Annotated in this window: 18 protein-coding genes and 1 pseudogene; 9 read left to right on the top strand and 10 right to left on the bottom strand. The window is 66.7% G+C overall.

Annotation, left to right across the window (positions count from 1 at the left end; all coding sequences use genetic code 11):
* Positions 1 to 157: 157 nt before the first annotated feature.
* Together polA and ACU4E7_RS15785 are read right to left on the bottom strand one after the other, a co-directional pair.
* On the bottom strand, positions 158 to 3148 hold the full coding sequence (gene polA / locus ACU4E7_RS15790; RefSeq protein ID WP_447019400.1) for a DNA polymerase I: 2991 nt from the start codon (positions 3146 to 3148) through the stop codon (positions 158 to 160).
* A 116-nt stretch (positions 3149 to 3264) separates the two neighbouring features.
* Positions 3265 to 5406 carry a sodium-translocating pyrophosphatase gene (locus ACU4E7_RS15785; RefSeq protein WP_238121936.1) on the bottom strand — a complete coding sequence of 714 codons (2142 nt, stop codon included), beginning with the start codon at positions 5404 to 5406 and terminating at the stop codon, positions 3265 to 3267.
* Positions 5407 to 5714: 308 nt separating this feature from the next.
* Between ACU4E7_RS15785 and rimO the strand changes: the two genes are divergently transcribed.
* Entirely contained in the window at positions 5715 to 7058 is a 1344-nt protein-coding gene (rimO, locus tag ACU4E7_RS15780; RefSeq protein ID WP_447019399.1) for a 30S ribosomal protein S12 methylthiotransferase RimO, read from the top strand.
* Between the two features lie 124 nt (positions 7059 to 7182).
* Positions 7183 to 8229: an aldo/keto reductase gene (locus tag ACU4E7_RS15775; protein ID WP_447021647.1), complete on the top strand. Its 1047-nt coding sequence runs from the start codon at positions 7183 to 7185 to the stop codon at positions 8227 to 8229.
* Between the two features lie 70 nt (positions 8230 to 8299).
* On the opposite strand, the gene rpoZ is transcribed toward ACU4E7_RS15775, so the two are convergent.
* On the bottom strand, positions 8300 to 8686 hold the full coding sequence (gene rpoZ, locus ACU4E7_RS15770; protein WP_238121934.1) for a DNA-directed RNA polymerase subunit omega: 387 nt from the start codon (positions 8684 to 8686) through the stop codon (positions 8300 to 8302).
* Positions 8687 to 8889: 203 nt separating this feature from the next.
* On the opposite strand from rpoZ, the gene ACU4E7_RS15765 reads away from it, so the two are divergent.
* Together ACU4E7_RS15765 and ACU4E7_RS15760 are read left to right on the top strand one after the other, a co-directional pair.
* Positions 8890 to 9498: a LabA-like NYN domain-containing protein gene (locus ACU4E7_RS15765; RefSeq protein WP_238121933.1), complete on the top strand. Its 609-nt coding sequence runs from the start codon at positions 8890 to 8892 to the stop codon at positions 9496 to 9498.
* A 20-nt stretch (positions 9499 to 9518) separates the two neighbouring features.
* The gene (locus ACU4E7_RS15760) at positions 9519 to 10160 is read left to right on the top strand and encodes a uracil-DNA glycosylase (protein WP_238122039.1); all 642 of its coding nucleotides are present in this window, start codon (positions 9519 to 9521) and stop codon (positions 10158 to 10160) included.
* A 6-nt stretch (positions 10161 to 10166) separates the two neighbouring features.
* On the opposite strand, the gene ACU4E7_RS15755 is transcribed toward ACU4E7_RS15760, so the two are convergent.
* From ACU4E7_RS15755 to dapA, 3 genes are all read right to left on the bottom strand, one after another.
* Positions 10167 to 10751, bottom strand: coding sequence for a peroxiredoxin (locus ACU4E7_RS15755; protein WP_447019398.1), 585 nt, complete (start codon positions 10749 to 10751; stop codon positions 10167 to 10169).
* A gap of 54 nt (positions 10752 to 10805) precedes the next feature.
* The gene (gene smpB, locus ACU4E7_RS15750; protein WP_238121931.1) at positions 10806 to 11282 is read right to left on the bottom strand and encodes an SsrA-binding protein SmpB; all 477 of its coding nucleotides are present in this window, start codon (positions 11280 to 11282) and stop codon (positions 10806 to 10808) included.
* A gap of 79 nt (positions 11283 to 11361) precedes the next feature.
* Complete coding sequence (gene dapA / locus ACU4E7_RS15745) at positions 11362 to 12261, bottom strand: 4-hydroxy-tetrahydrodipicolinate synthase (protein WP_273546213.1); 900 nt, start codon at positions 12259 to 12261, stop codon at positions 11362 to 11364.
* A 336-nt stretch (positions 12262 to 12597) separates the two neighbouring features.
* Here dapA and ACU4E7_RS15740 point away from each other — a divergent pair, with 336 nt between their 5' ends.
* The gene (locus ACU4E7_RS15740) at positions 12598 to 14868 is read left to right on the top strand and encodes a lytic transglycosylase domain-containing protein (protein ID WP_447019397.1); all 2271 of its coding nucleotides are present in this window, start codon (positions 12598 to 12600) and stop codon (positions 14866 to 14868) included.
* Positions 14869 to 15429: 561 nt separating this feature from the next.
* Here the strand turns inward: ACU4E7_RS15740 and ACU4E7_RS15735 are convergent.
* The 4 genes from ACU4E7_RS15735 to ACU4E7_RS15720 all read right to left on the bottom strand — a co-directional run bounded on the left by ACU4E7_RS15735 (position 15430) and on the right by ACU4E7_RS15720 (position 21752).
* The gene (locus tag ACU4E7_RS15735) at positions 15430 to 16188 is read right to left on the bottom strand and encodes a hypothetical protein (RefSeq protein WP_447019396.1); all 759 of its coding nucleotides are present in this window, start codon (positions 16186 to 16188) and stop codon (positions 15430 to 15432) included.
* Positions 16189 to 16288: 100 nt separating this feature from the next.
* Positions 16289 to 18466, bottom strand: coding sequence for an OmpA family protein (locus ACU4E7_RS15730; RefSeq protein ID WP_447019395.1), 2178 nt, complete (start codon positions 18464 to 18466; stop codon positions 16289 to 16291).
* A 265-nt stretch (positions 18467 to 18731) separates the two neighbouring features.
* Positions 18732 to 19949, bottom strand: a complete 1218-nt coding sequence (locus ACU4E7_RS15725; protein ID WP_447019394.1) for a porin — start codon at positions 19947 to 19949, stop codon at positions 18732 to 18734.
* 462 nt (positions 19950 to 20411) lie between these two features.
* Positions 20412 to 21752, bottom strand: a complete 1341-nt coding sequence (locus ACU4E7_RS15720) for a porin (RefSeq protein ID WP_447019393.1) — start codon at positions 21750 to 21752, stop codon at positions 20412 to 20414.
* Positions 21753 to 22830: 1078 nt separating this feature from the next.
* On the opposite strand from ACU4E7_RS15720, the gene ACU4E7_RS15715 reads away from it, so the two are divergent.
* The 4 genes and pseudogenes from ACU4E7_RS15715 to ACU4E7_RS15700 all read left to right on the top strand — a co-directional run bounded on the left by ACU4E7_RS15715 (position 22831) and on the right by ACU4E7_RS15700 (position 26397).
* On the top strand, positions 22831 to 23772 hold the full coding sequence (locus tag ACU4E7_RS15715; protein ID WP_238121925.1) for a helix-turn-helix domain-containing protein: 942 nt from the start codon (positions 22831 to 22833) through the stop codon (positions 23770 to 23772).
* A 146-nt stretch (positions 23773 to 23918) separates the two neighbouring features.
* Positions 23919 to 24668 carry an SDR family oxidoreductase gene (locus ACU4E7_RS15710; protein WP_238121924.1) on the top strand — a complete coding sequence of 250 codons (750 nt, stop codon included), beginning with the start codon at positions 23919 to 23921 and terminating at the stop codon, positions 24666 to 24668.
* 89 nt (positions 24669 to 24757) lie between these two features.
* A pseudogene (locus ACU4E7_RS15705) lies at positions 24758 to 25226 on the top strand (IS3 family transposase); the annotation flags it as partial.
* Between the two features lie 277 nt (positions 25227 to 25503).
* Positions 25504 to 26397, top strand: a complete 894-nt coding sequence (locus tag ACU4E7_RS15700) for a LysR substrate-binding domain-containing protein (protein WP_447019392.1) — start codon at positions 25504 to 25506, stop codon at positions 26395 to 26397.
* Positions 26398 to 26477: the final 80 nt, after the last annotated feature.

Here is a 26477-nt window from a genome sequence, read left to right as displayed (position 1 = left end):
ATCAACGCCGGAAACGAGCTTGGGGGCGGCCACGGGAACGCAACTCCAGTCCATGAACGGCCGACGGTTTCGCCGGCTCATTTCACAAACTAAATGAGCGCACCCGCATATTCAACACATAAATATGTGATATTTATAATTCACATTATTATTGAGTTTAATGTGCCTCGTCCCAATTCTTCGCGGCGCGGGCCTCCACCTTCAGGGGCACCCTCAGCTCGACGGCGGGCAGTGCGGCCTGTTCCATCACCTGCTGCACCAGGGGCAGGGTCTTTTCCGCCTCGCCCTCGACCACCTCGAACACCAGTTCGTCATGCACCTGCAGCAGCATGCGGGCGGAGAGCTTGGCCTTCGCCAGGGCCGGCTCCATGCGGATCATGGCGCGGCGGATAATGTCGGCGGCGGTGCCCTGCAGCCGGGCATTGATGGCGGCGCGCTCGTTGAACGCGCGGATGGAGGGGTTCTTGGCGGCGATGTCCGGATAGTGGCACTGCCGGCCGAACAGGGTCTCCACATAGCCGTGCTCGCGGCAGAAACCCTTGGTCTCTTCCATATAGTCGCGGATACCCGGGAACCGCTCGAAATACTTCTTGATGTATTGCCCCGCCTCTTCGCGGGGAATACCAAGCTGGTTGGCGAGGCCGAACGCCGAGATGCCGTAAATGATGCCGAAATTGATGGCCTTGGCCCGGCGTCGCACCTCGCTCGGCATATCCTTCACCGGCACGCCGAACATCTCGGACGCGGTCATGGCGTGGATGTCGAGCCCGTCCTGGAATGCCTGCCGCAAGGTGGGGATCTCGGCGATCTCGGCGAGCAGCCGCAGCTCGATCTGCGAATAATCCGCCGACACCAGCAGATGGCCGGGCTCCGCTACGAAGGCGCGGCGGATGCGCCGGCCCTCTTCCGTGCGCACCGGAATGTTCTGCAAATTCGGGTCCGAGGAGGACAGGCGCCCGGTGGTGGTGGCCGCCAGCGCATAGGAGGTGTGGACGCGATGGGTGTCGCGGTTCACGAAATTGGGCAGCGCATCCGTGTAGGTGGAGCGCAGCTTGGAGAGCTGGCGCCATTGCAGGATCTTCTGCGGCAGCGGGTGGCCGGTTTCCGCCAGCTCCTCCAGCACGTTGGCCTTGGTGGACCAGGCCCCCGTGGGGGTCTTGGAGCCGCCCGGCAGGCCCATCTTGCCGAACAGAATGTCGCCGATCTGCTTGGGGCTGCCCACGTTGATCTTCTCGCCGGCGAGCTCGGCAATCTCGTCCTCCACCCGGGCCGCGCCCTGGGCGAATTCCGAGGACAGGCGCGCCAGCAGCGCCTTGTCGATGGAGATGCCGCGCGCCTCCATGCGGGTGAGCACGGGGATGAGGGGCCGCTCCAGGGTCTCATAGACCGTGGTCTTGGCCTCGGCGACGAGACGCGGCTTCAGGGTCAGCCACAGGCGGAAGGTCACGTCGGCGTCTTCCGCCGCATATTGGGTGGCCGGCTCCAGGGCGATCTTGTCGAAGGTCACCTGCGCCTTGCCCTTGCCCACCACCTCGGTGAAGGCGATGGGGGTATGGCCCAGATGGAACACCGAGAGTTCATCCATGCCATGGCCGTGCAGGCCGGCATCCAGGGCATAGGACATGCACATGGTGCATTCCAGCGGCGCCACCGTGATGCCGTAGCGCGACAGCATCAGCGCGTCATACTTCACATTGTGGCCGATCTTGAGGGTGCCGGTGTCCTCCAGCAGCGGCTTGAGCACAGCAATGGCCTCGGCCAGGGGGATCTGCCCCGGCAGCAGCCCTTCGCTGAACAGGCCGTCTCCCGCCCCCACATGGGCCAGGGGAATGTAGCAGGCCACATTGGGCGCCAGCGCCAGAGACACGCCCACCAGATCCGCCGACATGGGATCGAGCGAAGTGGTCTCGGTGTCGAAGGCCACCACCCCCTGGTCCATGGCGCGGGCGCACCAGTCCTTCAGTTCGGCAAGATCGCTCACCGTGCGATAGGCGCTGCGGTCCACCGGCGTGGCGCGCGCCGCCTCGGCGCGGGCATGGGCGAGTTCCGAGGGCCTGGGCAGAATGTCCACGCCGCCACTTCTCGCCGGCGCGGCCGCCTTCTCTTTGCCCTTGGCCGCCTGCGGCGCTTCCGCCTCCGTCTCGCCGGGGGTGAACAGGCCCTGGGGGGCGAGCTTGGGGTCGGGGTCGATGGCGCCCGCATCCACCCCGAAGGCCTCCGCCACCCGGCGGGTGATGGTGGTGAATTCCATGGCCTTCAGGAAGGCCACCAGGGGCCGGGCGTCGGGCTCCTCCAGCACCAGATCGGCCAGCGGCACCTCCACCGCCACATCGCGCACCAGCTCCACCAGCTGCTTGGAGATGCGGGCGGATTCCGCATTCTCCAGCAGCGACTGGCGGCGCTTGGGCTGCTTGATCTCGGAGGCGCGGGCCAACAGCGTGTCCAGGTCGCCATATTCGTTGATGAGCTGGGCCGCGGTCTTGATGCCGATGCCGGGCACGCCAGGCACGTTGTCGGTGGAATCCCCCGCCAGGGCCTGCACATCCACCACCTTGTCCGGCGGCACGCCGAAATATTCCACCACCTCGGCTTCGCCGATGCGCCGCTCGGGCCGCGCCCCGCGCCCGCCACTTTCGCCGGAGGCCGGGTCATACATGGCCACATGGGGGCCGATGAGCTGCATCAGGTCCTTGTCGGCGGAGACGATGAGCACCTCCGCCCCCGCCTTCACCGCCTGGTCCGCATAGGTGGCGATGAGGTCGTCGGCCTCGTAGCGCGCCTGCTCCACCGGGATGAGGCCGAACGCCCGCACCGCTTCGCGCATCAGCGGGAACTGAGGAATGAGCTCGTCCGGCGGATCGGAGCGGTTGGCCTTGTACTGGGGGTAGAGCGCCTTGCGGAACGAATCTTCCGACTTGTCGAAAATGATGGCGAGATGGGTGGGCTTGATGCCCACCGCGCCGTCGCGCACGAACTGGAACAGCTTGGTGCAGAACAGGCGCACCGCCCCGGTGGGGAGCCGGTCGGAGCGGAAATTGTACTTCCGGTCCTGGTTGATGGACTGGAAATAGGCCCGGAACACGAAGGAGGAGCCATCCACCAGAAACACGCGGTCTCCGGGCTGGATCGGGCGGGGCGAAGGGGACATGGCAACATCCATCGTGGCGCCGGGCGGCGCGGGTCAAAGCGCCCGCACGATGCCCCACCCCCGCCCCGCGAACAACCCCGCGGGGCCCGTCGTCCCCCTTCGCGGCTGGCGCGCCCTCAGTGGCCCAACACCGCCAGCAGCAGCAGAGCGACGATGTTGGTGATCTTGATCATGGGGTTCACGGCGGGTCCCGCCGTGTCCTTGTAGGGGTCGCCCACCGTATCGCCGGTCACTGAGGCCTTGTGCGCCTCCGAGCCCTTGTAGTGGCGCACCCCGTCCTTATCCACGAAGCCATCCTCGAACGACTTCTTGGCATTGTCCCAGGCGCCGCCGCCGGAGGTCATGGAGATGGCCACGAACAGGCCGGTGACGATGACGCCGAGCAGCATGGCCCCTACCGCCGAGAAGGCCGCCGATTTGCCGGCCACCCCGCCGCCCGCCACCGCATAGATGACGAAATAGCAGACGATGGGCGACAGCACCGGCAGCAGCGAGGGGAGGATCATCTCCTTGATGGCGGCGACCGTGAGCATGTCCACGGCGCGGGAATAATCCGGCTTCTCGCTGCCGGCCATGATGCCCGGCTTCTCGCGGAACTGGCGCCGCACCTCCTCCACGATGGCCCCCGCGGCCCGGCCCACCGCCGTCATGCCCATGGCGCCGAACAGATAGGGCAGCAGCCCGCCGAACAGCAGGCCCACCACCACATAAGGGTTATCGAGGGAGAAATTGGGCGTGACGCCGAAGAAATAGGTGCCCTCGGCGGCCTGGGAGATGAAGTATTTCAGATCCTGATTATAGGCCGCGAACAGCACCAGGGCACCAAGGCCGGCGGAGCCGATGGCATAGCCCTTGGTGACGGCCTTGGTGGTGTTGCCCACCGCATCCAGCGCATCGGTGGACTGGCGCACTTCCTTGGGCAGGCCAGCCATCTCGGCGATGCCGCCGGCGTTGTCGGTGACCGGGCCGAACGCATCGAGGGCCACGATCATGCCCGCCAGCGCCAGCATGGTGGTGGCGGCGATGGCGATGCCGAACAGGCCGGCCAGTCCATAGGCCGCAAGGATGCCGGCGATGATGACGAGGGTGGGCAGCGCCGTCGCCTCCAGCGACACGGCAAGGCCCTGGATGATGTTGGTGCCATGCCCGGTGACCGAGGCCTGGGCGATGGAGCGGACCGGCCGATAGCCGGTGCCCGTATAATATTCGGTGATGACGACGATGGCCGCAGTGACCAGCAGGCCGACGATGCCGCACACGAACAGCGCGGTGCCCGAGAAGCTGGCTCCGTCGATGGGCCCGAAGCCGGGCAGCAGCCAGGTCACCAGCGCCAGAGCCAACACCGAGAGGCCGGCGGTGGCCAAGAGGCCGCGATAGAGCGCCCCCATGATGGAGGAGGTGGGCCCGAGCTTCACGAAGAAGGTGCCGGCGATGGAGGTGAGGATGCACACCGCGCCGATGGCCAGCGGATAGAGCTGCAGCGTGTGCAGGGTGGCCGGGGTGGCGGCGAAGAAGATGGCGGCGAGCACCATGGTGGCCACCACCGTCACCGCATAGGTCTCGAACAGGTCGGCCGCCATGCCGGCGCAGTCGCCGACATTGTCGCCCACATTGTCGGCGATGGTGGCGGGGTTGCGCGGATCATCCTCCGGAATGCCGGCTTCCACCTTGCCGACCAGATCGCCGCCCACGTCGGCGCCCTTGGTGAAGATGCCGCCGCCGAGCCGAGCGAAGATGGAGATGAGCGAGGCGCCGAAGCCCAGCGCCACCAGCGCATCCACCACCACCCGGGCGTTGGGGGCAAAGCCGAGCAGCTGGGTGAGCACCAGGAAATAGGCGGAGACCCCGAGCAAGGCGAGGCCCGCCACCAGAAGCCCGGTGACAGCGCCAGCCTTGAAGGCGAGATCGAGCCCCCGGGCCAGGGAGAGGGTGGCCGCCTGGGCGGTGCGCACATTGGCCCGCACCGACACATTCATGCCGATGAAGCCGGCGAGCGCCGACAGAATGGCGCCGATGGCGAAGCCCGCCGCCACCAGCCAGCCCAGGAACACGCCCACCAGGACGAAGATGACGACGCCCACCACGCCGATGGTGAGATACTGGCGCTTGAGATAGGCCTGCGCCCCCTCGGCAATGGCGGCAGCGATTTCCTGCATGCGGGCGCTGCCGGCATCCGCCTCCATCAGGCTGCGGATGGCCCAGATTCCATAGGCGACCGCCAACAGGCCGCAGGCGATGATGAGCAGCAGTGCCAGCATGAGCCTCTCCCCAGCGTTTTCAGAGTCGTCATTCTTATACCTGAGAGTGTGAGAGGATTGACGACACCCGGCAAGGGACCAGCCGCGCGCTGCGGCAGAACCGCGAGCCGGAGCGCTGCAGTGCGGCAGAGGCACCGGAAGGCGGGGGCGACGAGAACATTCAGCCCACCGCACCGCCCACCCGCGCCCGCCTCAAAAACGCCCTGCCCTTTCGCTACCCCGCCGGCGCCGGTCGGGATTGACGGGAGAGCGTTGCTCCCCTAACCCCTGCGGCCTGCCCCCAACAGCCGAAGAAGTCCCCGCGCATCATGGTCGAGACCGCGCTGAAGTCGCCCCGCATCTCCTTCGTCTCCCTCGGCTGCCCCAAGGCGCTGGTGGATTCCGAGCGCATCGTCACGCGCCTCAGGGCGGAGGGCTATGAGCTCACCAAGACCCATGCGGGGGCCGATCTCGTCATCGTCAACACCTGCGGCTTCCTCGACAGCGCCAAGGCGGAAAGCCTCTCGGCCATCGGTGAGGCGCTGGCGGAGAATGGCAAGGTGGTGGTCACCGGCTGCATGGGCGCCGAGCCCGAGCAGATCACCGCCGCCCATCCCGGCGTGCTCGCCGTCACCGGCCCGCAGCAATATGAGAGCGTGCTCGCCGCCGTGCACGAAGCGGTGCCGCCCAAGCACGATCCGTTCCTCGATCTGGTGCCCGACCAGGGGGTGAAGCTCACCCCGCGCCACTATGCCTATCTGAAGATCTCGGAGGGCTGCTCCAACCGCTGCACCTTCTGCATCATCCCCAAGCTGCGCGGCGACCTCGTCTCCCGCCCGGCAGGCGAGGTGCTGCGCGAGGCGGAAAAGCTGGTGAAGGCCGGCGTGAAGGAACTCCTCGTCATCTCCCAGGACACCTCGGCCTATGGCCAGGACCTGCGCTACGCACCGAGCCTGTGGAAGGGCGCCGAGGGCGAGAAGGAAGTGGCCACCCGCTTCCTGGACCTTGCCGCCGCGCTGGGGGATCTCGGCGCCTGGGTGCGCCTACACTATGTCTATCCCTACCCCCATGTGGACGCGGTGATGGAGCTGATGGCGGCCGGCAAGGTGCTGCCCTATCTCGATATTCCCTTCCAGCACGCGAGCCCCACGGTGCTGCGGCGGATGAAGCGCCCGGCCTCCCAGGAGAAGACGCTGGCCCGCATCCAGGCGTGGCGCAGCGCGGTGCCGGACCTCACCTTGCGCTCCACCTTCATCGTCGGCTTCCCCGGCGAGACGGAGGCCGAGTTCCAGGAGTTGCTGGACTTCCTGGAGGAAGCGGAGATCGACCGCGCCGGCGCCTTCAAGTTCGAGCCGGTGGCGGGGGCGGTGGCCAACGGCCTCGACAATCCGGTGCCCGACGAGGTGAAGGCCGAGCGCTATGACCGTTTCATGCGCACCCAGCAGAAGGTCTCCGCCCGCCGGCTGAAGCGCAAGGTGGGCACCCGCCAGCAGGTGATCATCGATGCGGTGACGCCCAGTGGCGCCATCGGCCGCACCAAGGGCGATGCGCCGGAGATCGACGGCACCGTGAAGGTGGCGTCGCGCCGGCCGCTGCGGGTGGGCGAGATCGCCACCGTGAAGATCGAGGCCGCCGGCCCCTACGACCTCTCCGGAACAGCCGTCGGCTTCTGACGGATTTGGCGGCGCCAGCCCCCTCGCAAGAGGGGCTTGGGGTGCCTATGTTGAGGGCCCTCACCGGCGCGCGCGTCCTGGCCCGCGCCTCAAGATCCGCACAGATCTCCCGGAGCCCTCCATGCTGGAGTATCGCCCGCTCGGGCGCACCGACATCAAGGTGTCGTCTGTCGCCCTCGGAACCATGACCTTCGGCCAGCAGAATACCGAGGCCGAAGGCCATGCCCAGCTCGATTATGCGCTGGATCACGGCATCAATTTCATTGATACGGCCGAACTCTATTCCATTCCGCCGCGACGGGAGACCCAGGGCTCCACCGAGCGCATCATCGGCACCTGGCTGAAGGCGCGCGGCAATCGCGACAAGGTGGTGCTGGCCTCCAAGGCGGTGGGCCCCACCACCAACACCTGGTATCGCGCCGACGGCGCGAGGCCGCGCCTCGACGCCGCCAACATCCGCGCCGCCATAGACGGCTCGCTGCAGCGCCTTCAGACCGATTATCTCGACCTCTACCAGCTCCACTGGCCCGATCGCGCCGTGCCGATCTTCGGCAATGCCGCGCCCGCCCGCGCGCCCGGCGACGGCGCTGAAGTGCCCATCGAGGACACTCTGGCCGCCCTGGCCGAGCTGGTGAAGAGCGGCAAGGTGCGCCACATCGGCCTGTCCAACGAAACAGCCTGGGGGCTCCACGCCTTCCTGCGCGCCGCCGATGCGGGAATCGGCCCGCGGGTGGTCTCGGTGCAGAACGCCTACAACCTCATCAACCGGACCTATGAGGAAGGGCTGGCCGAGTTCCACGCCCGCGAGGGGGTGGGCCTGCTCGCCTATTCGCCCCTGGGCCAGGGCTACCTCACCGGCAAATACCAGCGGGGCGCACGGCCGGCGGGGGCGCGCAGCACCCTGTTCGATCGCGGCCAGCGCTATGAGAAGCCGGGCACCGAGGCGGCCATCGACGCCTATCTTAAGCTCGCCGCCGAAGTGGGCCTGACCCCGGTGGCGCTGGCGCAGGCCTTCGTCACCTCGCGTCCGTTCGTCACCGCCACCCTCATCGGCGCCACCAGCATGGCCCAGCTCGAGGCGTGCCTGGCCGGCGCCCTCACGCCCCTGAGCGCCGACGTGCTGGCCCGCATCGACGCGCTGCACCAGATCCACGGCAATCCAGCACCCTGAAACACGGAACGCCCGCTCGGGGGACCGAGCGGGCGTTCTCGCATCTTGCGGTGCGGCCAAACGGCGGGGCTCAGCCCTCGTCGTCGTCCGAATGCTCGGGCGGGACCAGGCCCTGCAGGCCGGCGAGGAGCTCCTCCTCGGTCATGCGGTCGAGCATGACGTCGCTGTCGTCGCCCCCACCTTCGCCGGACGCGATCATGGGCGCGGCCTCGGGCTCGGGCTCATCCACCTCGGTGTATTTCTGCAGCGAGTGGATCAGATCTTCCTTGAGATCCTCGGGGCTCACCGTTTCGTCGGCGATCTCGCGCAGCGCCACCACCGGGTTCTTGTCGTTGTCACGATCGATGGTGATCTGGCTGCCCGAGGAGATCATCCGGGCGCGGTGGGCGGCGAGCAGCACCAGTTCAAACCGGTTGTCTACCTTGTCGATGCAATCTTCAACCGTGACGCGGGCCATGGGCTCGGCACTCCCTCATGCGCAAACGCGCTGGATCATAAGCCTGGGAAGAGCGGGTCGATACAACAAATCGAACCTCTGGGCAAGCCGAGGGTGCCTTTTTCGCTTGCGTTGGACCGGGCTTCGTCGGAGAAAGGCAGCGGACGGTGCGGGTTACAGCCGTTCCAGCGTTACGCCCATCCCTTTCGACCGGCGGAAATTTTATGCAGGGCCTTGAAAAGATCGCTCTTCTGATTGATGGCGCAAATCTGTACTCGGCAACCAAGGCGCTCGGCTTCGACATTGATTACAAGCGGCTGCTGAAGGAGTTCCAGAGCCGGGGCTATCTTCTGCGAGCGTTCTATTATACCACCCTGATCGAGGATCAGGAGTATTCCTCCATTCGTCCTCTGCTCGATTGGCTGGACTACAACGGCTATTCGGTGGTGACCAAGCTCGCCCGCGAATTTACCGACGCCCAGGGGCGCCGGCGGGTGCGCGGCAACATGGACATCGAGATCGCCGTGGATGCCATGGAGCTCGCCGAGCACGTGGATCACATCGTGCTGTTCTCCGGCGACGGCGACTTCCGCTCCCTGGTGGAAGCCTTGCAGCGCAAGGGCATCCGGGTGTCGGTGGTGTCCACCATCTCCACCCAGCCGCCGCTCATCGCCGACGATCTGCGCCGCCAGGCGGATGTCTTCATCGACCTCGTGGAACTGCAACCCAAGATTGGTCGCGACCCCTCCGAGCGGCAGGGCCGCATGCAGGAGACGCCCCGATTCCTGGAGCGGCGTGGCGCCACCGCGGGCACCGACAGCGACAATTGCTGAGCGGTCCCATGGCGCGCGTTCTGGAGGTGGAGCCCGCGGGCGACTGCCCGCTCTGCCCTCGTCTTGCCGGCTTTCGTGACGACTGGCGGGCGGCGGAACCGGGCTGGTTCAATGCGCCCGTGCCCACGTTCGGACCGAAGGACGCGCGGCTGCTCATCGTCGGCCTCGCCCCCGGCCTGCGCGGCGCCAACCGCACCGGGCGGCCCTTCACCGGCGATTATGCCGGCGACCTGCTCTATGCGACGCTGCTGGACTTCGGCTTCGCCACCGGCCATTACGATGCCCGACCCGACGATGGGCTGGCGCTGCAGGATGCCCGCATTGTCAACGCGGTGCGTTGCGTGCCGCCACAGAACAAGCCGACGACAGAAGAGATCCGCACCTGCCGGCGCTTCCTCACGCCCCTGTTCACCGGCATGCCGCATCTGCGCGCAGTGGTGACCCTGGGCAAGATCGCCCACGATTCCACCCTGGCGGCGCTCGGCGCCCGGGCCTCGCACCTCAAGTTCGGCCACGGCGTCAGCGGCGACATCGCCGGCCTCAGGGTGTTCGCGAGCTATCATTGCTCGCGCTACAACACCAATACGGGTGTGCTGACACCGGCCATGTTCCGCGCCGTATTCCAGGACGTGCGCGCGTTCCTGGCCACCCCGGCGCGCTGAGGCGTCCTATTCTTCCCCTTCGTCCCGCGCGGCGGCGCGGGCCTGCAGATGCGCCAGCACCTGGGCCGCATTCTCGTCCGGCGGGAACACCGGATAGAAGACGTGGGAGATGGCCCCTTCGTCGATGATGAGGGTGATGCGCTTCAACAACACCGCGCCATCCACCTCGAACGTGGGCAGCCGGACCGCCTGGGCGAACTCCCGGCGATGATCGGACAGGAGCGGGAACGGCAGCTCCAGCCGCTCCACCACCTCGGCCTGATAGGGCGTGTCCTGCACCGAAAGGCCGAACACATGCTCCACGCCCACCGCCTTCAGTGCCGCATAGTGATCGCGGAAGGCGCACGACTGGGGCGTGCAGCCGCGCGCGCCGGGAATGGCATCCCAGCCATCCGGCAGGGGCTCGCCCGGCACCCCGGTGCGCGGATAGACATAGACCACCGCCCGGCCGGCGAGGGAGGACAGGTCCACCCGCTCGCCATTGGTGGCCGGCAGGCCGATGATGGGCAGTTCGAGCCCCGGCAGGTGATCGGCGGCGCCGTCGTCCTGGGGCGCGGGCAAGTCATCCGGCAGCGTCTGATACTCGGCCATGGCCCCTCTCCGCACTGGTGGGGCCGCGCCAGGCGCCGGCCCGGAACAGGTGAATCAGCCGCGCTCGCGCATGAGCCGCGCCTTGTCGCGGGCCCACGAGCGCTCCTTCAGCGCCTCGCGCTTATCGTGGCTCTTGCGCCCCTTGGCCAAGGCGATCTCCACCTTGGCCCGGCCGCGCTCGTTGAAATAGATCTTCAGCGGCACCACGGTCATGCCCTCGCGCTCCACCGCATTGCCGAGCTTGGCGATCTGCCGCTTGTGCAGCAGCAATTTGCGGGGTCGGCGCGTCTCGTGGTTGAAGCGGTTGGCTTCCAGATATTCGGGAATGTAGGCGTTAAAGAGCCACATCTCGCCATTCTTCTGGGCGGCGTAGCTCTCGGCGATGGTGGCCTTGCCGGTGCGCAGGCTCTTCACCTCGGTGCCGGTGAGGGACACCCCGGCCTCGAACACTTCCTCGATGGCAAAGTCGAACCGGGCCCGCCGGTTCTCGGCGGCCACCTTGCGGGGGGCGTCTTTCTTATTGTCGCTCATGACAGGGAATGTGGCCTTCGGATGCCGCCGGCACAAGCGGCATGAGGGGGCGCCAGCCCGCAGGCTGGCGCCCGTGTGTTCAGTTGATGAGGCCGGCGTGGACCATGGCCGAATGCACCACCGCCTTGGTGGGCTCCGACACCGGCACCAGCGGCAGACGGACCTCGTCTGTCATCTTGCCCAGCAGGGTCAGGGCATATTTGGTGGGGGTCGGGTTGGTCTCCACGAACAGCGCCGAATGCAGCGGCATCAGCTTGTCCTGAATGGCGAGCGCAGTCTTGAAGTCGCCATTGAGGCAGGCATTCTGGAACTGCGCGCACAGCCGCGGCGCCACATTGGCGGTCACCGAGATGCAGCCCGCACCGCCATGGGCCATGAAACCGAGCGCGGTGGCATCCTCGCCCGAGAGCTGGACGAAATCCGCCCCGAGCACCTGCCGCTGCAGCGACACCCGCGCCATGGAGGCGGTGGCATCCTTCACGCCCACGATGTTCTTGATCTCGAACAGGCGGGCCATGGTCTCCACCGACATGTCCACCACCGAGCGGCCGGGAATGTTGTAGATGAAGATGGGCAGGCTCACGGCGTCGGCGACAGCCTTGAAGTGGTGGTACAGGCCCTCCTGGCTGGGCTTGTTGTAATAAGGCACCACCACCAGCAGGGCGCTGGCGCCCACCTTCTCCGCATGGCGGCCGAGGGCGATGGCTTCGGCGGTGTTGTTGGAGCCGGCACCGGCGATTACCGGCACGCGGCCGGCCGCCTGCTCCACCGCCCAGGCCACCACCTGGTTGTGCTCGTCATGGGTCAGGGTCGGGCTCTCGCCCGTGGTGCCGACCGGAACCAGGCCATGGGAGCCCTCGGCGATCTGCCAGTCCACGAAGTCGCGAAACGCTTTCTCGTCCACCGCCCCATCGCGAAACGGGGTGACGAGGGCGGTGAAGGAGCCGCGGAAGGGCGACGGGGACGGGATGGGCGACATGGCGGGCGCCTTGCTTCCTAACGTTCTGGGTTGCGACACGCGATTGGACCGGAATGACGGCATCGTGATGACACCAGCGACACCCTGGGCGGGTGGCGCTCCGCACCAGCGTGGATCGCATCCCATAGCCTGTTGCGAGCGTTCCGGAAAGGCCTTCGCGCCCACAACCTCGCCAGCCGCGCTTTTGCCGCGATCTCAGATCAAGTTGCACACCCAAGGTGAGGCACACGGAACACGCGCAAGCCAGACGTGCGGGTCTGGTTAGGGTTTCGTCAAGGCCCCTCGCCCAACATGGCGGCCAAACCCGAAGCGCGCCCCGCAACGCGAGGACCCCGAATGTCGCCCTTCTCGAGCCTGATCTCCGCGAGCGCCCTGGCGATCTCCGTCGCCCTGGCTGGTGCCGCGTATGCGGCGCAGGGAACGGCCCCCACGCCGACCGCCAAACCCGCCGCCGCCAAAAGCTCCAAGACCAGCAGCACCCACGCGAAGCCGGCGCCCAAGCCGCTGCCGAAGCCGGTGGCCAGCAGCAGCAAGTCCACCAAATCCACCAGCTCCAAATCCACGAAGAGCACCGCCAAGCACGAGAGCGGCAGCAAGACCGCCAGCAAGAGCGGCTCGCGCAGCACCGTCGCCCATGTGGCCCCGCCGCGTGCGCCGACGCCGGCGCCGGCCGCGCCGGCGCTGGCCACATCGTCCTCCATTCCCTCCGGGGAGCTCGGCACCCTGCGTGCGGCCGTGAGCGCCGCCCGCAACGGGCGCGCCAGCGAAGCCATGTCGGCCGCCCGCCAGCTCGATGATCCGGTGGCGCGCAACCTCGTCACCTGGCTGGTGATCCGCCATGCGCCCAATGACCTCGGCTTCGAGAACGTCTCCGAATTCCTGCGCGCCAATCCCGGCTGGCCGACCCAATCCACCCTGCGCCGGCGTGCCGAGCGGGTGCTCTACCAGGAGAATCGTGGCCCGGAGCGGACCCGCGCCTTCTTCGCCGACCAGCCGCCGCTGACCGGCGAGGGCAAGGTGGCACTGGCCCGTGCCCTCATCGCCTCCGGCGACCGCAAGGATGCGGTGGACTGGGTGCGCGAGGCGTGGCGCGAGGACGACCTCAACGAGCTGTTTGAAAAGCAGATCATGGAGGAGTTCGGGTCCGTCCTGACCCGCACCGACCACAAGCTGCGCGCCGACCGCTTCAGCTACAAGCCGGACACCGACCGCGCCCTGCGCGCCGCCTCGCGTGCCGGCTCCGACGTGGTGGCCCTGACCAAGGCGCGCCTGGCCATCGCCCGCCGCGAGTCCAATGGCGACAAGCTGCTGGCCAACGTGCCTTTCACCCTGAACAGCGACCCGGCCTATCTGTTCGCCAAGGCGCAATTGCTGCGCCGGGCCGACAAGCCCAGCGATGCCGCCCGCGCCCTGCTGTCCGGCGCCTCCGCCCCCGAGGCCAATGCGGACCCGGACGAATGGTGGATCGAGCGGCGCCTGGTAACCCGCGAGCTGCTGGATGCGGGAGATCCGCAAACCGCCTACAAAGTGGCCGCCACGGGGGTCGCCCCCAAGGCGGACAACTACCGCGCCGAACAGCAGTTCACCGCCGGCTGGATCGCGCTGCGCTTCCTGCGGGACCCGCAGACGGCCGCCGCCCATTTCGCCCGCATCGGCCACGGCCAGAAGCACCCCATCACCTTGTCCCGCGCCGCCTACTGGCAGGCTCGGGCGGCCGAAGCCATGGGCGACAGCGGGCGCGCCCGCGCGGCATATGAGCAGGCGGCGCGCTATCCCGCCACCTATTATGGGCAGCTGGCCCGCACCCGGCTCGGCATGTCGCCGGTGGTGCTGCGCACGGCCGATGTCTCGTTCAACGACCGCAACACCTTCTCCCGCCTGGAGCCGGTGAAGGCCATCCGCATGCTCTACGCCATCGGCGAGCGCGAAATCCCCATCACCATCTATTACGACCTGGCCTGGCGGCTGGAGGATTCGGGCCAGCTGGCGCTGCTCGCCAACCTTGCCGAATCCAATGGCGATGCCCGCGGCGCCCTGGTGGTGGGCAAGGAAGCCATGGCCGAGGGCCACCCGCTGGAGCGGGAGGCGTTCCCCACCTTCGGCCTGCCCAATTACACGGCCATCGGCCATCCGGTGGACAAGGCCGCCGTTTATGCGGTGGCCCGGCAGGAAAGCCAGTTCAACCCGCGCACCCTGTCCAGCGCCAAGGCCATGGGCCTCATGCAGGTGACCCCGGCGGCCGGCCGGCAGGTGGCCAAGGTCACCGGCGCCTCCTTCAGCGAAGCGCGGCTGATGAGCGATCAGTCCTACAATGTCCAGTTCGGCGCGGCCGAGCTGGGCGAGCTGGTGGATCAGTACGACGGCAATTATGTGCTGGTGTTCGCCGCCTACAACGCCGGGCGCGGCAATGTCGCCAAGTGGATCCAGCGCTATGGCGACCCTCGCGACCCCAATGTGGACGTGGTGGACTGGGTGGAGCTGATCCCCTTCTCCGAAACGCGCAACTACGTGCAGCGGGTGATGGAGAATTACCAAGCCTACAAGGTGCGCTTCAACATTCCCTCGAAGCTGCAGATGGAAGCGGACCTGCGCGGCAGCGGCCGCTGAACCGCGCAGGCCCTCGCACGCCGCCCCAAGGCGGGCGGAGGCCCTTTCCTGGCCGTCACCATGAGCGCCGCTGCGCGCAGGATGGATGCCCTGCCCCGCACCACGACCGCTTCAGGACACGGTGATGACCCTGCGCGACATGATGGCGCGAAGGCGATAGCGCCGGGTGCAGGCGATGGAACCGGCGGATGGTGGCTGGACGTGAACCGGGCCACAGGGCGGGAACGCGCGCGGCCGGGAGCCTGCGCGCCGGTTACCATCTCAACGCCCTGCGCCACGGGGGTCCGCACGCATGAAATCCCCTCTCGGCGATCACCGCCCCGGCACGTGCAGTGCCGTGGTGGATGGGCCGTGGGCGCGGTTCAGCCGCCGGCACCTTGCCCTGATCGCGTCACCGCGATTGGCCATGGCGCCTTAAGTCGTGCAGCATACCGGCCCCCGCCGCGCCCTGGCAGGTGCGGCCGGACATCAGGCATTTAGCGAACGGCAACGGCACACCCAGTGAACCCCAGGGGGCTTTCCAGTGCCAAGCCGGGGGCCGAAGCCGGGCCTGCCCTTCGTTCAGACCGCGTCGTCCGTCGCGCCGGGCGAGGAGGCGGTCGGCGCCGACGGCCCGGGCGCGCCCTCCCCCGCCAGGGCGCGGGCCTGGTCGATCCAGTTCTCGCGTTCGATCCGGCCGGGAAAGGCGAGATAGCTGCCCACCCACGCCACCTGCTCCGGCGTCCAGGCGGCGATCTGGCGGAAGTGATAAATGCCGAGGGCGTTCAACCTCTGCTCATTCTGCGGGCCGATTCCCTTGAGCTGCTTGAGATCGTCGGCGGTGCCCTCAGGCGCGGCCAGGATCGGCGGCTTGCTCCCGGGATGGGCCGCAGTGGCCGCGGCGCCAGCGCTCCCGCCCGTGCCCCCGCCGGGCGGCGCCGGTGAAGCCGGAGGGTTGGCCCGCCTGGCCGGCGCGCCGCCGGTCAGCAGATGCCCGAACAGATCCGCCGTGCGCGCGGCGGCGGCCGCCGCCAGATCATCCGCCTTGTCCGGCTCACCCGGCGGTGCTGAAGGGCCGGCGCCCGTGGCCGGCTCTGCCGGCGCTTCGGCGGCTGCTGCCGGGGCGAGCGTCTCGACCGGACGGTCATCCTGAGCCACCGTTGGGGCGGGTGGCGGCATCGGCGGAGCATCCTCGGGTTTCGGCTCCGTGGATGCGCTGGAGCCGCCGGGCAGCGCCTCTTCCCGTGGCGGGCGCGCCTGCCGCAGCCACCAGCCGGCAATCAGGCCGAGCAGAAAGGCCCCCGCCAGCAGGATCAGCACATCTACGTTGAAAGCCGTCACCGCGCGCCTCCCGATCGCCGCCGCTTCAAGGCATAGCCTGTCACCACTCCGATGATGAACGCAACGAGAAGATGTGGCCACAAGGACAGCGCAAGATAGATCATGGCGCGTGCCCCTCCTTCACCACGAAGGCGATGCGGCGGTTCTGCGCCCGCCCAGCCTCCGTGTCGTTTGCCGCCACAGGCCGCGTCGCCCCATAGCCGATGGCCGCGAGGCGCTCGCGGGCGATGCCCGCCTCTGCCAGGACATTGGCCACCGCCTGCGCTCGGGCTTCCGACAGGCGCTGGTTGGTGGCCTCGTCACCCACCGTATCCGTATGGCCGCCGATTTCCACCACCGTGGAGGGGCAGCGTTGCAGCACATAGATCAGGTGATCCAGAATGCCGACGCTCTGCCGGTCGATCCGCGCGCTGCCGGTATCGAACAGAATGGTGCCGCGCCCCATGAGCTCCGACAGCAGGGCCTGGCACTCCTGCGCTCCCACGAGGGGGCCCGGCACTGCCACATCGAGGGCAGTCTCGGCGCTGAACGGCGGCTTGAGGCCACGCTTGAGATCCTCCTCGATCTCGCGCGCGGCTGCCCCCCGCAGCGCCGCGCCGGTGAGGCGCAGTTGCGTATCGGTAAGGGTCAGCTCCCCATTACCCATGCGGGCCAGCTGGGCGAGCCCGGTGAGGGCGGCGGGCAGAAAGCCCGCGGGCGCGCCACCGCCGACGGCCGAAAGATCGTTCACCTTCTCCTTCAGAAAGTCCCGCTCCAGCGCAACCTGCAGCGCGGCATGGGCCTTATCATCCGGGTAGAAGCCCGAAACCGTGAGGCCATCGCGATCCCGCCGCACCGCGAAGACATAAGGCGAGATGCGCGGCGGCTCGAGCTTGGCGGTGTTGACCGAGAAGCTGCCGGGCGTCGCCGCCACCGCCTTCATCACCGAAACGAACGCCGCCGAATCCATGGCCTCGCCAGAAAGCGAGAGTTTCGTGCCGCTCACGTCTGCCGTGCCGCTGCGCAGCTTGGCGAGCTGGGCAACCGCGAAATTCGCCTGAGCGCCCCACACATCGGGGGCGGGCCCCCCGGTCGCGACCCGCATTTCATCCTGCACGGGCACGCCGGGAAAGGCGCTGCGCACCGCATCCTGCAACAGACGCCGGGCCTCGTCCGAGGGAATGTAGCCGGTGAGGCGCACCGCATCCGCCGTGCGCTCGACGCTCCAGGTGAACGGCACCGCGCGGGGCGGCTCCACCGCGAAGCGGGTCACCTGGAAGCCCTCCGGCGGCGTGCGCCGCAGGGCGGACAGGGCATCGAACGCCTTGAAGGTCGGCGCCTGTCCCTCGATGGAGATGGCGCTGTCGGACAGGCTTGCCCGCAGCTCGGGCGCTTCGGCCAGCACCCGGCCCACATAGCGCACGGCCTTGAGCCAGAGATCTGTGCTCGGCGCACCATCGGCGAGCCGTGCGTCGTCGCGAATCTTCACCCCTGGCAGGGCGGCCGCCAGCACGCTGGCCACTTCCGCCCCCGCTTCCTCCGAGGGCACATAGCCGCTGACCCGCACCATCTCCCCCTCCCGGCTCGCCGACCAGAAGAAGGGCGAGGCCACCGGCGGCCGCACCGCGAAGCGCGCGAGCGTCATACCCTGCGGCAGCGGCCCGCGCATGGTGGCGGCCAAGGCATCATAAGTGGCAAGATCCGGCGCCCGCCCCTCAATGGCGATGGCGCCATCGGACAGGGTGATGCGCCCCGATGGCAAGCGGTTCAGCTGCTCCAGGCCAAAGGTGACCAAGGCGGCGAAATCCCCGGGCGGGGCCCCCCGCGCCCGTACCAGGCGTTCCTGCCCCGACACCACATCTCCCGATGCCTTTGCGGCAGCGAGAATGCGCGCCAGCACATAGCGCGATGGCACATAGCCATCGAGGGCCAGCTTGCGGCCGTCTTTCACCGCGCTGAACGTGAAGGGTCGGCGCTCCGGCAACAGGGTCGTGGCATCGCGCACGGTGCGGACGCCGAACATGGTTTCCAGCGAGGTGCGCACCTTCACCCGCGCCTCTTCCGCCAGCGACTCGCCCTCGAGGGTCGCGTCGCGCCCCTCGAACCGGGCGCGCGCCCAGGATTCGCCGCTGCGCGCCAGCACCGCTTCCGCGCTCTGGGTGAGCTCCGCCTCGATGGGCCCGCGCGCTGTCAGCAGGGTGAAGGCGGCGAGCACCGCCCAGGCCGCCACCCCGGCCACCAGCACCCAAGGGCGCCAGCCGCGCCGCCGCGGGCCGACCGTTCCATGGTGATTCGACAATCCCTCGCGCCCTCCACCCTCCGTCTTGCCGCCCGACGCAGCACCGGCCATCGCCTCTCGTCCCCCGCCCGCTCATCCATTCGCGTGCGGAGTTCAGCACATTTGACGGCGGTTCCGAAAGCCCGAACACGCCCGTGTGGCGAACCCTCCCCGCCTCTGTGGTGTCCAGCTGGCGCCGCCCCCGGCGTCCCCCTGTGTTCTTCCATGCGCAAAAACGAAAACGGGCCCCCGAAGGGGCCCGCTCTTGGCTGACCAGAGGTCAGACTCAGAAATCGCGCGTGGCGATCAGCAGAACCTCGCTGGCGTCCACCGAACCGCGGCTCGGACCATAGCCGGTCGCCACGTAGTCGTTCGCCTTGTTGTAGTTCCAGTCGTACTGGAGCGCGATCATGAGATTCTTGACCGGGGTGAAGCCGATATAGCCACCCACGTTGCCGTTCACGCCGCCCGAGCTGCCATACATGGCCTGCACCAGTGCGTCGTCGAAGTCATAAGAGGCGTAGCCACCGAACACCGCGGTGCTCCACTTGGCGTTCCAATTGTGCAGCAGCGAGGCCGTGACGTTCCAGCCGCTGACCTTGGTGAGACCACCCACGCCGATGAACGCATCCGGCGCGGCATACTCGCCGCTGGCATCCTGAATGCCGAGATAGGACATGGCGCCATCGGCATAAGCCGCCTGCAGATAGAGCGTGTCGCCCTCACCCAGAGTGGGCAGGTTGAACATCACGCCCGCCTGCAGCGCATAGCCCCAGCTGTCTTCGGACGACAGGGTGTTGAGCACCGTCAGGGCGCGCACCTGATGCAGCGCACCGGAGAGCTGGACCGTGCCCCACTGGCCCTCATACTTCAGGTTGCCGACGATATCCGGCACCTGCCAACCCGCCTGATAGCTGTCCAGGGCACCCGGCAGCCCCGGATCCTGAATCAGCACACCCGAGCCGCGCTCGGCCGAATCTTCCAGCGACAGGGTGGCGCTGAAGCCCTGCCCGAACTCGGCCGTGTAGGCCACCATGTTGAGCCGCGTGTCCGAACCGACGGTCGCCGGATCGGTACCGAGCACGTTGGCGTTGGCATAGAAATCGAAGAACGACTGGGTGTGACCGGCGGTCAGGCCGGCAAACTGGACATAGGCGTCCCACAGCTGGATTTCGCTCGAATTGGGCCCGTCGGACCACGCATCGGACGTGCGCCACTTGAAGCGCGCATCGATATAGGAGCGCAACACGCCATATTCCGTGGCGGTCCGCGCATCCATGATCACGCCGGCCGTGGCGATGGAATAGCTGTCGTTGTTGGTCGCCAGATAGTTGGAATAGGTGTTGTAATAGCCTTCCGCCCACACATAGCCGCCAACGCGCAGGCAGGTGTCGGTGCCCGGAATGTAGAGAAATCCCTCACCCATGGCGAGGCACTGCTTCACATAGGCCGGCGCCGCCTTGGTGGTGTAGGGCAGATCAGCAGCCAGAGCCGCGGACCCCATGAAACCCGTCGCAGCGATGCCCAGCGCAAGGCGCCCCACCCCGTTGGACAGCAAGCGACGTGAAACACAAATGGTCATCGGAACCCCCATGATACATTATATCAATTGCCGAAATGGCATATCCCCCGGGCAACAGCAAGTCGGAAATCACCTCTGCGGTGAAAACTCCTGCGGTGACAGGAGCTGAACTGCCGCCCTGCGTCCGAACGCGCCCACCGCCGGCGACTCGAGAGACACCGAGCCAGCCCCTAACGGGCCACGCGAACCGTCTTCATTTGCGATTGTGAGACACGTCGGACTGAAAAGGAATAGGTACGCCGCCACTATTGCAGCGTTCTAAAGTGTAGCAGCAGCAAAACTGCATCGCATATCTCCCAAACAAGAGACTTTTGATGCTGCAGCAAAGAAAAAGGGTCCCGGCGATATTCGCCGGGACCCTCTCCATCAACGCTTAAGCGATGATCAGAAGTTCCGCTGGACGCGGACACCACCCGACCACAGGTCGGTAGAGCCACCGTAACCGGGAGCCGCAGCGGTGTTGTAGGGCAGGCTGCCGTCGATCTTCGAGTACAGCACTTCCGCACCGATATCGAGGTTCTTCACCGGCGACCAGATGGTGTTCGCACCCACCTGCCACACGTCAACGTCGAGATAGCCGTTGGCGGTCGCGAAGGCGGAGTCGGGAGCGTCGACGCTGGCGTAGCCGGCATAGACGGCCGAACGCAGGCCGGGGGTCCAGAAGTGACGGAACTGACCGGACACCGACCAAGCGGTCGAGGTCGAGTAGCTGCCGAAAGCGTCGGACACGGCGTCAGCCAGACGATACAGCGCATCGCCGGTGCCGTAGCCGTTCACACGACCGAGGGCCTGCGAGGTGCCGGTGGAGGAGCCGGACAGACCCACATAGTTGAGGGCGCCGTCAGCATAGGCAGCGGTGAAGAAGATCGAGTCGCCAGCGGCCAGCATGGGCAGCTTGAACTCGAGGACACCCTGGATCGCCCAACCCCACTGGTCGTTAGACGACTCGTACATGTCGATGCCGCCGAGAGCGACACGCATCTGGTGCGCAGCCGCGGACAGCTGAGCGGTACCCCAAGCCTGGCTCAGGCGCAGGTTGCCGACGATGTCGGGGATCTGGGTGCCGCCAGCGGCATCATCCGGAGCAGGAGCGGTCCAGTAGCCACCGTAGGTGGAACGGGAAGCGTTGTCTTCGAGGGCGATGGTCGCCGAGAAGCCGTTGCCGAACTCAGCGGTGTAGCCGATGAGGTTCGTCCACTTGTCCGACTTCGTGTACGGGGTGGTGTACATGAAGTTCATGCCGGAGTCGAAGAACGACGACGTATAACCGGCGGTCAGGCCCGCGAACTGGATGAACGCGCGCTCGAAGTAGATGCCCTGAGACTCACCGTTGCCAGTGGCATTGGCGGTGGTGTCAGTGGTGCTGTTGATGCCGAACCGCACGTACGAACGCAGGGTGCCGTACTCGGTCTGGGTGCGGGCGTCCATGTCGAACACGCCACGAGCACGCATGATCACGTCGCTGGTGCGGTCGGTAAAGGTACCGCCGGTGATCATCGGGTTGAAGGTACCCGTCGCGTTGAAATAGGTATCGAAACGGGCATAGCCGCCGATCTTGAGGCAGGTGTCGGTGCCGGGGATGTAGAAGTAGCCAGCGCCATACGCAGCGCAGACCTTCACATACTCGACCGCCTTCGCCTTGACAGGCAGGTCGGCGGCGTGGGCTCCAGCCACCGCGACGAGACCCGCCGCGCTGCCGAGGAGAAGGCTCTTCACCATCTTCATCGTGACCTCCAAAAGTTTAATCCGAGGGAGCGAGTGCCGCTTCGCCGGTGCGACTGCACCATTGAGAGGTTCTTGCCCCGATTACCACCTACGCGCTGCGCCATGTTCCGTGGCTTCAACCCGCGGTGGTCGACCGGGGACTGCCCCCCTTCGTCGCAAAGCCAACATACAAAAGGCGGAAGCGTGATCAATCAGAACAGCACCAAACTCGGGCCCTGAGGGGTGGTTTTCAGATAGGTGTTGCAAGAAGAGCACGTATTTGTGAGCACCTACCTGAATACCTTGTCGCCCTTCACCCTTTTCCCCTTAATCAATTGTTAATAAATCATTTTCTGTCGCGCGGCACGGATCGCCAATCGGTGCGATTCAAGGCGCTGCGGGGGATGCGGGGCCGCCAGGCTGGTTCACGGCACGCACCCGCGCCCCCGGTGCAGCGGTATTTGATAACCGTACTGCACTGACCATGAGGCGCGCCAGCGGTCAGGATTCGCCCGCTTCGCCACAAATCGCGGAAGAACGGTGCCGGACGGATTCTCATCAGCCCCCCTTCCCCCGTCGCATCGGACGAGGCGCGAGACGGCGCGCAGGTGGCGCCGGAAGCATGATGTCTCAGTCCCGGTGATCAAGAGGCACACGCGGTCCTCGCCCGGCAGGCTGGCGGCCACAGCCGGTCTCGTACGGCCGCATGTGGCGGAGCTTGGCGATAGCAGGCAGATGTTCCGCCTGATGCGCCTTCCGTCGGCGGCTCGCCCGTCGGCTGACGCCCCACCGCCGCCCAACCTCCTTGCGGTCGATGCAGACGAGCTCGCCCTTGGCGCGCATCACGGTCTTAGCGCGCATCACATGGAGATGCATGACGCGCGACGGGCGCCTGTCATCTCCAAGCATCCGGGGGCGCTGCCGCGTGCCTGACCGCACATCGATGCACCGCGACTCGTCCACATGGCGATGGTAAGAGTCCCATGTCGCCGCCGCCGTTCAGAATTCCATGCTCTGTAAGGCTGAAGGACATGGTTACCTCCGTGTCATTTGTGCGGAGCAAGGCCAGCCATCTGCACGATGCGAGAGGAAGGTGACCATGGCCCGGGGCCAATCATCGATACCGTCTGCCGTGCCAGAGCGGACGTCCCCGGTTGGGCTTCAATCCTACATCAGTGGGACAATGCTCTTGAGCGGCGATGGGCCGGCCTGGACTGACGTCTTCCTACAGGTGTTCGCTCACAATCAGGTTCAGGCGCCTTTTCTGGTTCCCGCCGTCGCGGAACCGATGATCGTCTGGGTCATGTCCGGGAGCGCCATAGTCGAAGAACGAGAGCTTGGCGGCGACTGGATGGCAAGCCGCGTGGCGTTGGGCGACTTCTTTCTCACCCGCTCGTCGACACCTTATGAAATGCGCTGGCAAGCCGAGCGAGGTCAGCCCTTCCGCGTCATGCACCTCTATGTCTCCCTGCCGCTGTTTGCGCGCGTTGCCAAAGCAATGCACGGCAAGGACAGCGCAAACGTGACACTGAAAGAGGTCTCCGGCAGCCATGACGCGACGCTCTCGCAGATCCTGAGCCTTCTCCACGGAGAACTGACAACCGATGCCGGAGCAAGCCCGCTTTATGTCGAAGGGCTGGCACAGAGCCTCGCCGTCCATCTCGTGCGTCACTACGCCATCGTCGATGGCGACACGCGCGGGCAAAGTGTGCTGCCCGGTGCAAAGCTCCGCCGCGCCATCGCCTCCATGGAGGACCGGCTGGACGAGCCGCTCGACCTCGGCCGCCTGGCGCGCGACGTCGGTCTCAGCGCATTCCATTTCAGCCGATTGTTTAAGAGAGCGACAGGCCTTCCCCCTTCGCGCTATTTCATTCGGCGGCGGGTGACCAAGGCGCAGCAACTTCTGCAGGAAACGGACGCCAGTATCATCGAAATCAGCTTGGCCGTGGGTTACTCGAGCCCCAGTCATTTCGCACAGATTTTCCGCCGCGAAACGGGTCTTTCGCCAAGCGACTATCGCGGAGCCCGCTCGGGCATCTGACCAGACCGCACGAATACAGCAAAATCCCGACAGCCCTGGCAAAGGCCCAAGAGAGAGAAGAGCCTTGGCCCTCTAGGCTTCTTCTTGTCGAAAGCGAGCCCTTCTCCAGCTTTGGAGCGGTCTCGCAAGCAACAAGGAGACAGGTCATGACGGACATCAATGGCAAGGTCGCGCTGGTGACCGGCGCGTCGAGCGGCATTGGCGCGGCAACGGCGCTTGCGCTTGCCGAAGCCGGCGTGAAGGTCGGCCTCGCGGCGAGGCGCACCGATCGGCTGGAAGAGCTGAAGGCCGATATCGCGAAGAAGGGAGGCGAGGCCCTGGTCATCGCGATGGATGTCGTCGATCCGGCTTCCGTCGAAGCCGGCGTCAAGAAGCTGGTCGATGCTTATGGCGCGATCGACATCCTCTTCAACAATGCCGGCCTGATGCCACTTTCCGACATCGACCAACTCAAGACATCCGAGTGGCTTCGCATGGTCGACGTCAATGTAAAAGGTCTTCTGAACACGACTGCAGCCGTGCTTCCGCAGATGATCCAGCAGCATTCCGGCCACATCTTCAACACGTCCTCGATCGCCGGCCGCAAGGTCTTCAAGGGGCTATCGGTCTATTGTGCGACGAAACATGCGGTGACCGCCTTTTCCGACGGCCTTCGCATGGAGATCGGCGAGAAGCACAACATTCGCGTCACCTGCATCCAGCCCGGCGCAGTGGCCACCGAGCTTTACGAGCAGATCACCGATGCGGGATACCGTCAGCAGATGGATGACCTCGCAAAGCAGATGACCTTCCTGCAAGGCGCCGACATTGCCGGAACCATCCTGTTCGCGGCTCAGGCGCCGGCCCATGTCAATGTGGCCGAACTCTTCGTCCTTCCGGTCGATCAGAGCTGGTAATGCCATCATCTGCCATCCGCCTTCCCGCTCCAAACGGGACGGCGGATGAGCGGGAAGTTGCCCCATGAAGGAAGGACCTGAACGGCCTCGGGTTCGTCGATGAGCATCGCGATGCGTGGCCGGTCCGTGTGACGTGCGTGGCACTGGGCTGTCGGCCAGCGGCTATTACGCACGGCGCAGCCGGCCAGAGCGTTCGCGCGCGGAATCCAACCGAACGCTTACCGATGATATCCGGCTGATCCACGCGGAGGCAGCGGAACCTATGGCGCCCCGCGGATCCATGCGGTCCTGCCAGGCCACGGTCGCCGCGTAGGCCGTTCCAGAGTCGAGCGGCTGATGTGCCGCGCCGGCATCCGGGGGCTGGCGGCCTTACCACGCCGCACCCGGACGACCGACGGGCGCCATTCCGATCCGATCGCTCCCAACAGGCTCGCCCGCTACTTCATGACCCAGGACCCGAACCAGGTCTGACTGGCGGACCTGACCTACCTCCCCACAGGCGAGGGCTGGCTCTATCTTGCCGGCGTGCTCGACATGCTCACCCGCAAGCTGGTCGGCTGAGCAGTGGGCTCGCGGGTTCGAGCAATACCTGCGCGAGGGCGAGGCGCCGTCGTCGGCCCGCTTCGCTCGGTATCACATGGTCATGCGGCAGAAGCCGGTGGCTTTACACGCCCGCAGTTCGCTCATCCCCTGGCGCCCCATGAGACGGGCGACGGCTTTGCGCCTGGCAGCAGATCAACGATCCGGCACCATCGCTTCTAAGTCTATCGCCTGGAGCATCGACAGGGCCCCTGCGATGCGCTAGCTAAAAATACCCAGACTTCGAGCTAATATCTTGAGTTGTAATCTGCCGTCGATCAACGCTCTGTTGGCCTTCGAGGCAGCCGCCCGGTTGGGCAGCATCCGCCAGGCGGGCACCGAGCTGGCCCTCAGCCACACGGTCGTGAGTCGCCACATCCGTACCCTGGAAGCGCGTGTCGGCACCAAATTGGTGATCAGCAGCGCGACCGGAGTCGCCTTGACAGACGACGGCCTACGATATCACCGCGAAATCGGCCGCGCCTTGAAAATTCTCGCGGAAGCCACCGACCTGCTGCACCCGCCGCAGGCCCGTGGCGAAATCCGCATCTGGTGCGCCGCGGGCCTTGCGACCCGCTGGCTGACCCGCCGCCTGCCGGAGATCGAAAAAGCGCTGGCTCCAACCGAGATCGTGCTCACCCCCACCGATCGCATGCCGCGCTTCAGCCATCGGGACGCCGACGTCGCCATCACCTACGGCATGCAGGCGGAGCCCTCCCTGCAGCAGGAAATCCTGAGCTGGCCACGCATGTTTCCGGTGGCGAGCCCGGACTTTCTGCGCCGGACCGGGCCTGTGGTGGATCTTGAAGACCTTGCGCGCCGGCCGCTGCTCCACGAGGACAGCAAGGAGCAATGGCGCCGCTGGCTGCAGCGCGCGGGCATGGCCTCGGTCCCGGTGCTCGGCGGGCCGAGGCTGTGGTACGCCGACGTGACCGTCGAAGCGGCTCTGCAGGGCCAGGGCGTGGCGCTGGCCAATCCTCTTCTGGTGCGCGATGAGCTCGCCGCCGGCCGGCTGCAGGAAGTGCTCGTGACCCAGGTGACCCTTGATCCCTACGTGCTCCGCGCCCCTGTCGACAGCTGGAACACGCCCAGCGTCCGACGTCTGCACCGCTGGCTCAAGGCGGAGCTGGGCCAAGAAACGTTAGGCTGAGCCGCTCGGCTGAGCGCCTTCTCCACCCCGGTGCCTTTTCTGCACCACCATGGTGGCAACAAATCGGCTTACGGGGGCCG

Source organism: Xanthobacter sp. ZOL 2024 (assembly GCF_052932325.1).
The sequence above is the reverse complement of the archived record's forward strand: the minus strand, read 5'-3'. Positions and strand labels throughout refer to the sequence as shown.

Coding starts and splice junctions, on each gene's coding strand:
- polA (WP_447019400.1), bottom strand. CDS start 3,148: ATGTCCCCTTCGCCCCGCCCGATCCAGCCCGGAGACCGCGTGTTTCTG.
- ACU4E7_RS15785 (WP_238121936.1), bottom strand. CDS start 5,406: ATGCTGGCACTGCTGCTCATCATCGCCTGCGGCCTGTTGGCGGTCGCC.
- rimO (WP_447019399.1), top strand. CDS start 5,715: ATGGTCGAGACCGCGCTGAAGTCGCCCCGCATCTCCTTCGTCTCCCTC.
- rpoZ (WP_238121934.1), bottom strand. CDS start 8,686: ATGGCCCGCGTCACGGTTGAAGATTGCATCGACAAGGTAGACAACCGG.
- ACU4E7_RS15765 (WP_238121933.1), top strand. CDS start 8,890: ATGCAGGGCCTTGAAAAGATCGCTCTTCTGATTGATGGCGCAAATCTG.
- ACU4E7_RS15755 (WP_447019398.1), bottom strand. CDS start 10,751: ATGGCCGAGTATCAGACGCTGCCGGATGACTTGCCCGCGCCCCAGGAC.
- smpB (WP_238121931.1), bottom strand. CDS start 11,282: ATGAGCGACAATAAGAAAGACGCCCCCCGCAAGGTGGCCGCCGAGAAC.
- dapA (WP_273546213.1), bottom strand. CDS start 12,261: ATGTCGCCCATCCCGTCCCCGTCGCCCTTCCGCGGCTCCTTCACCGCC.
- ACU4E7_RS15740 (WP_447019397.1), top strand. CDS start 12,598: ATGTCGCCCTTCTCGAGCCTGATCTCCGCGAGCGCCCTGGCGATCTCC.
- ACU4E7_RS15725 (WP_447019394.1), bottom strand. CDS start 19,949: ATGGGGTCCGCGGCTCTGGCTGCTGATCTGCCCTACACCACCAAGGCG.
- ACU4E7_RS15720 (WP_447019393.1), bottom strand. CDS start 21,752: ATGAAGATGGTGAAGAGCCTTCTCCTCGGCAGCGCGGCGGGTCTCGTC.
- ACU4E7_RS15715 (WP_238121925.1), top strand. CDS start 22,831: ATGGCCCGGGGCCAATCATCGATACCGTCTGCCGTGCCAGAGCGGACG.
- ACU4E7_RS15710 (WP_238121924.1), top strand. CDS start 23,919: ATGACGGACATCAATGGCAAGGTCGCGCTGGTGACCGGCGCGTCGAGC.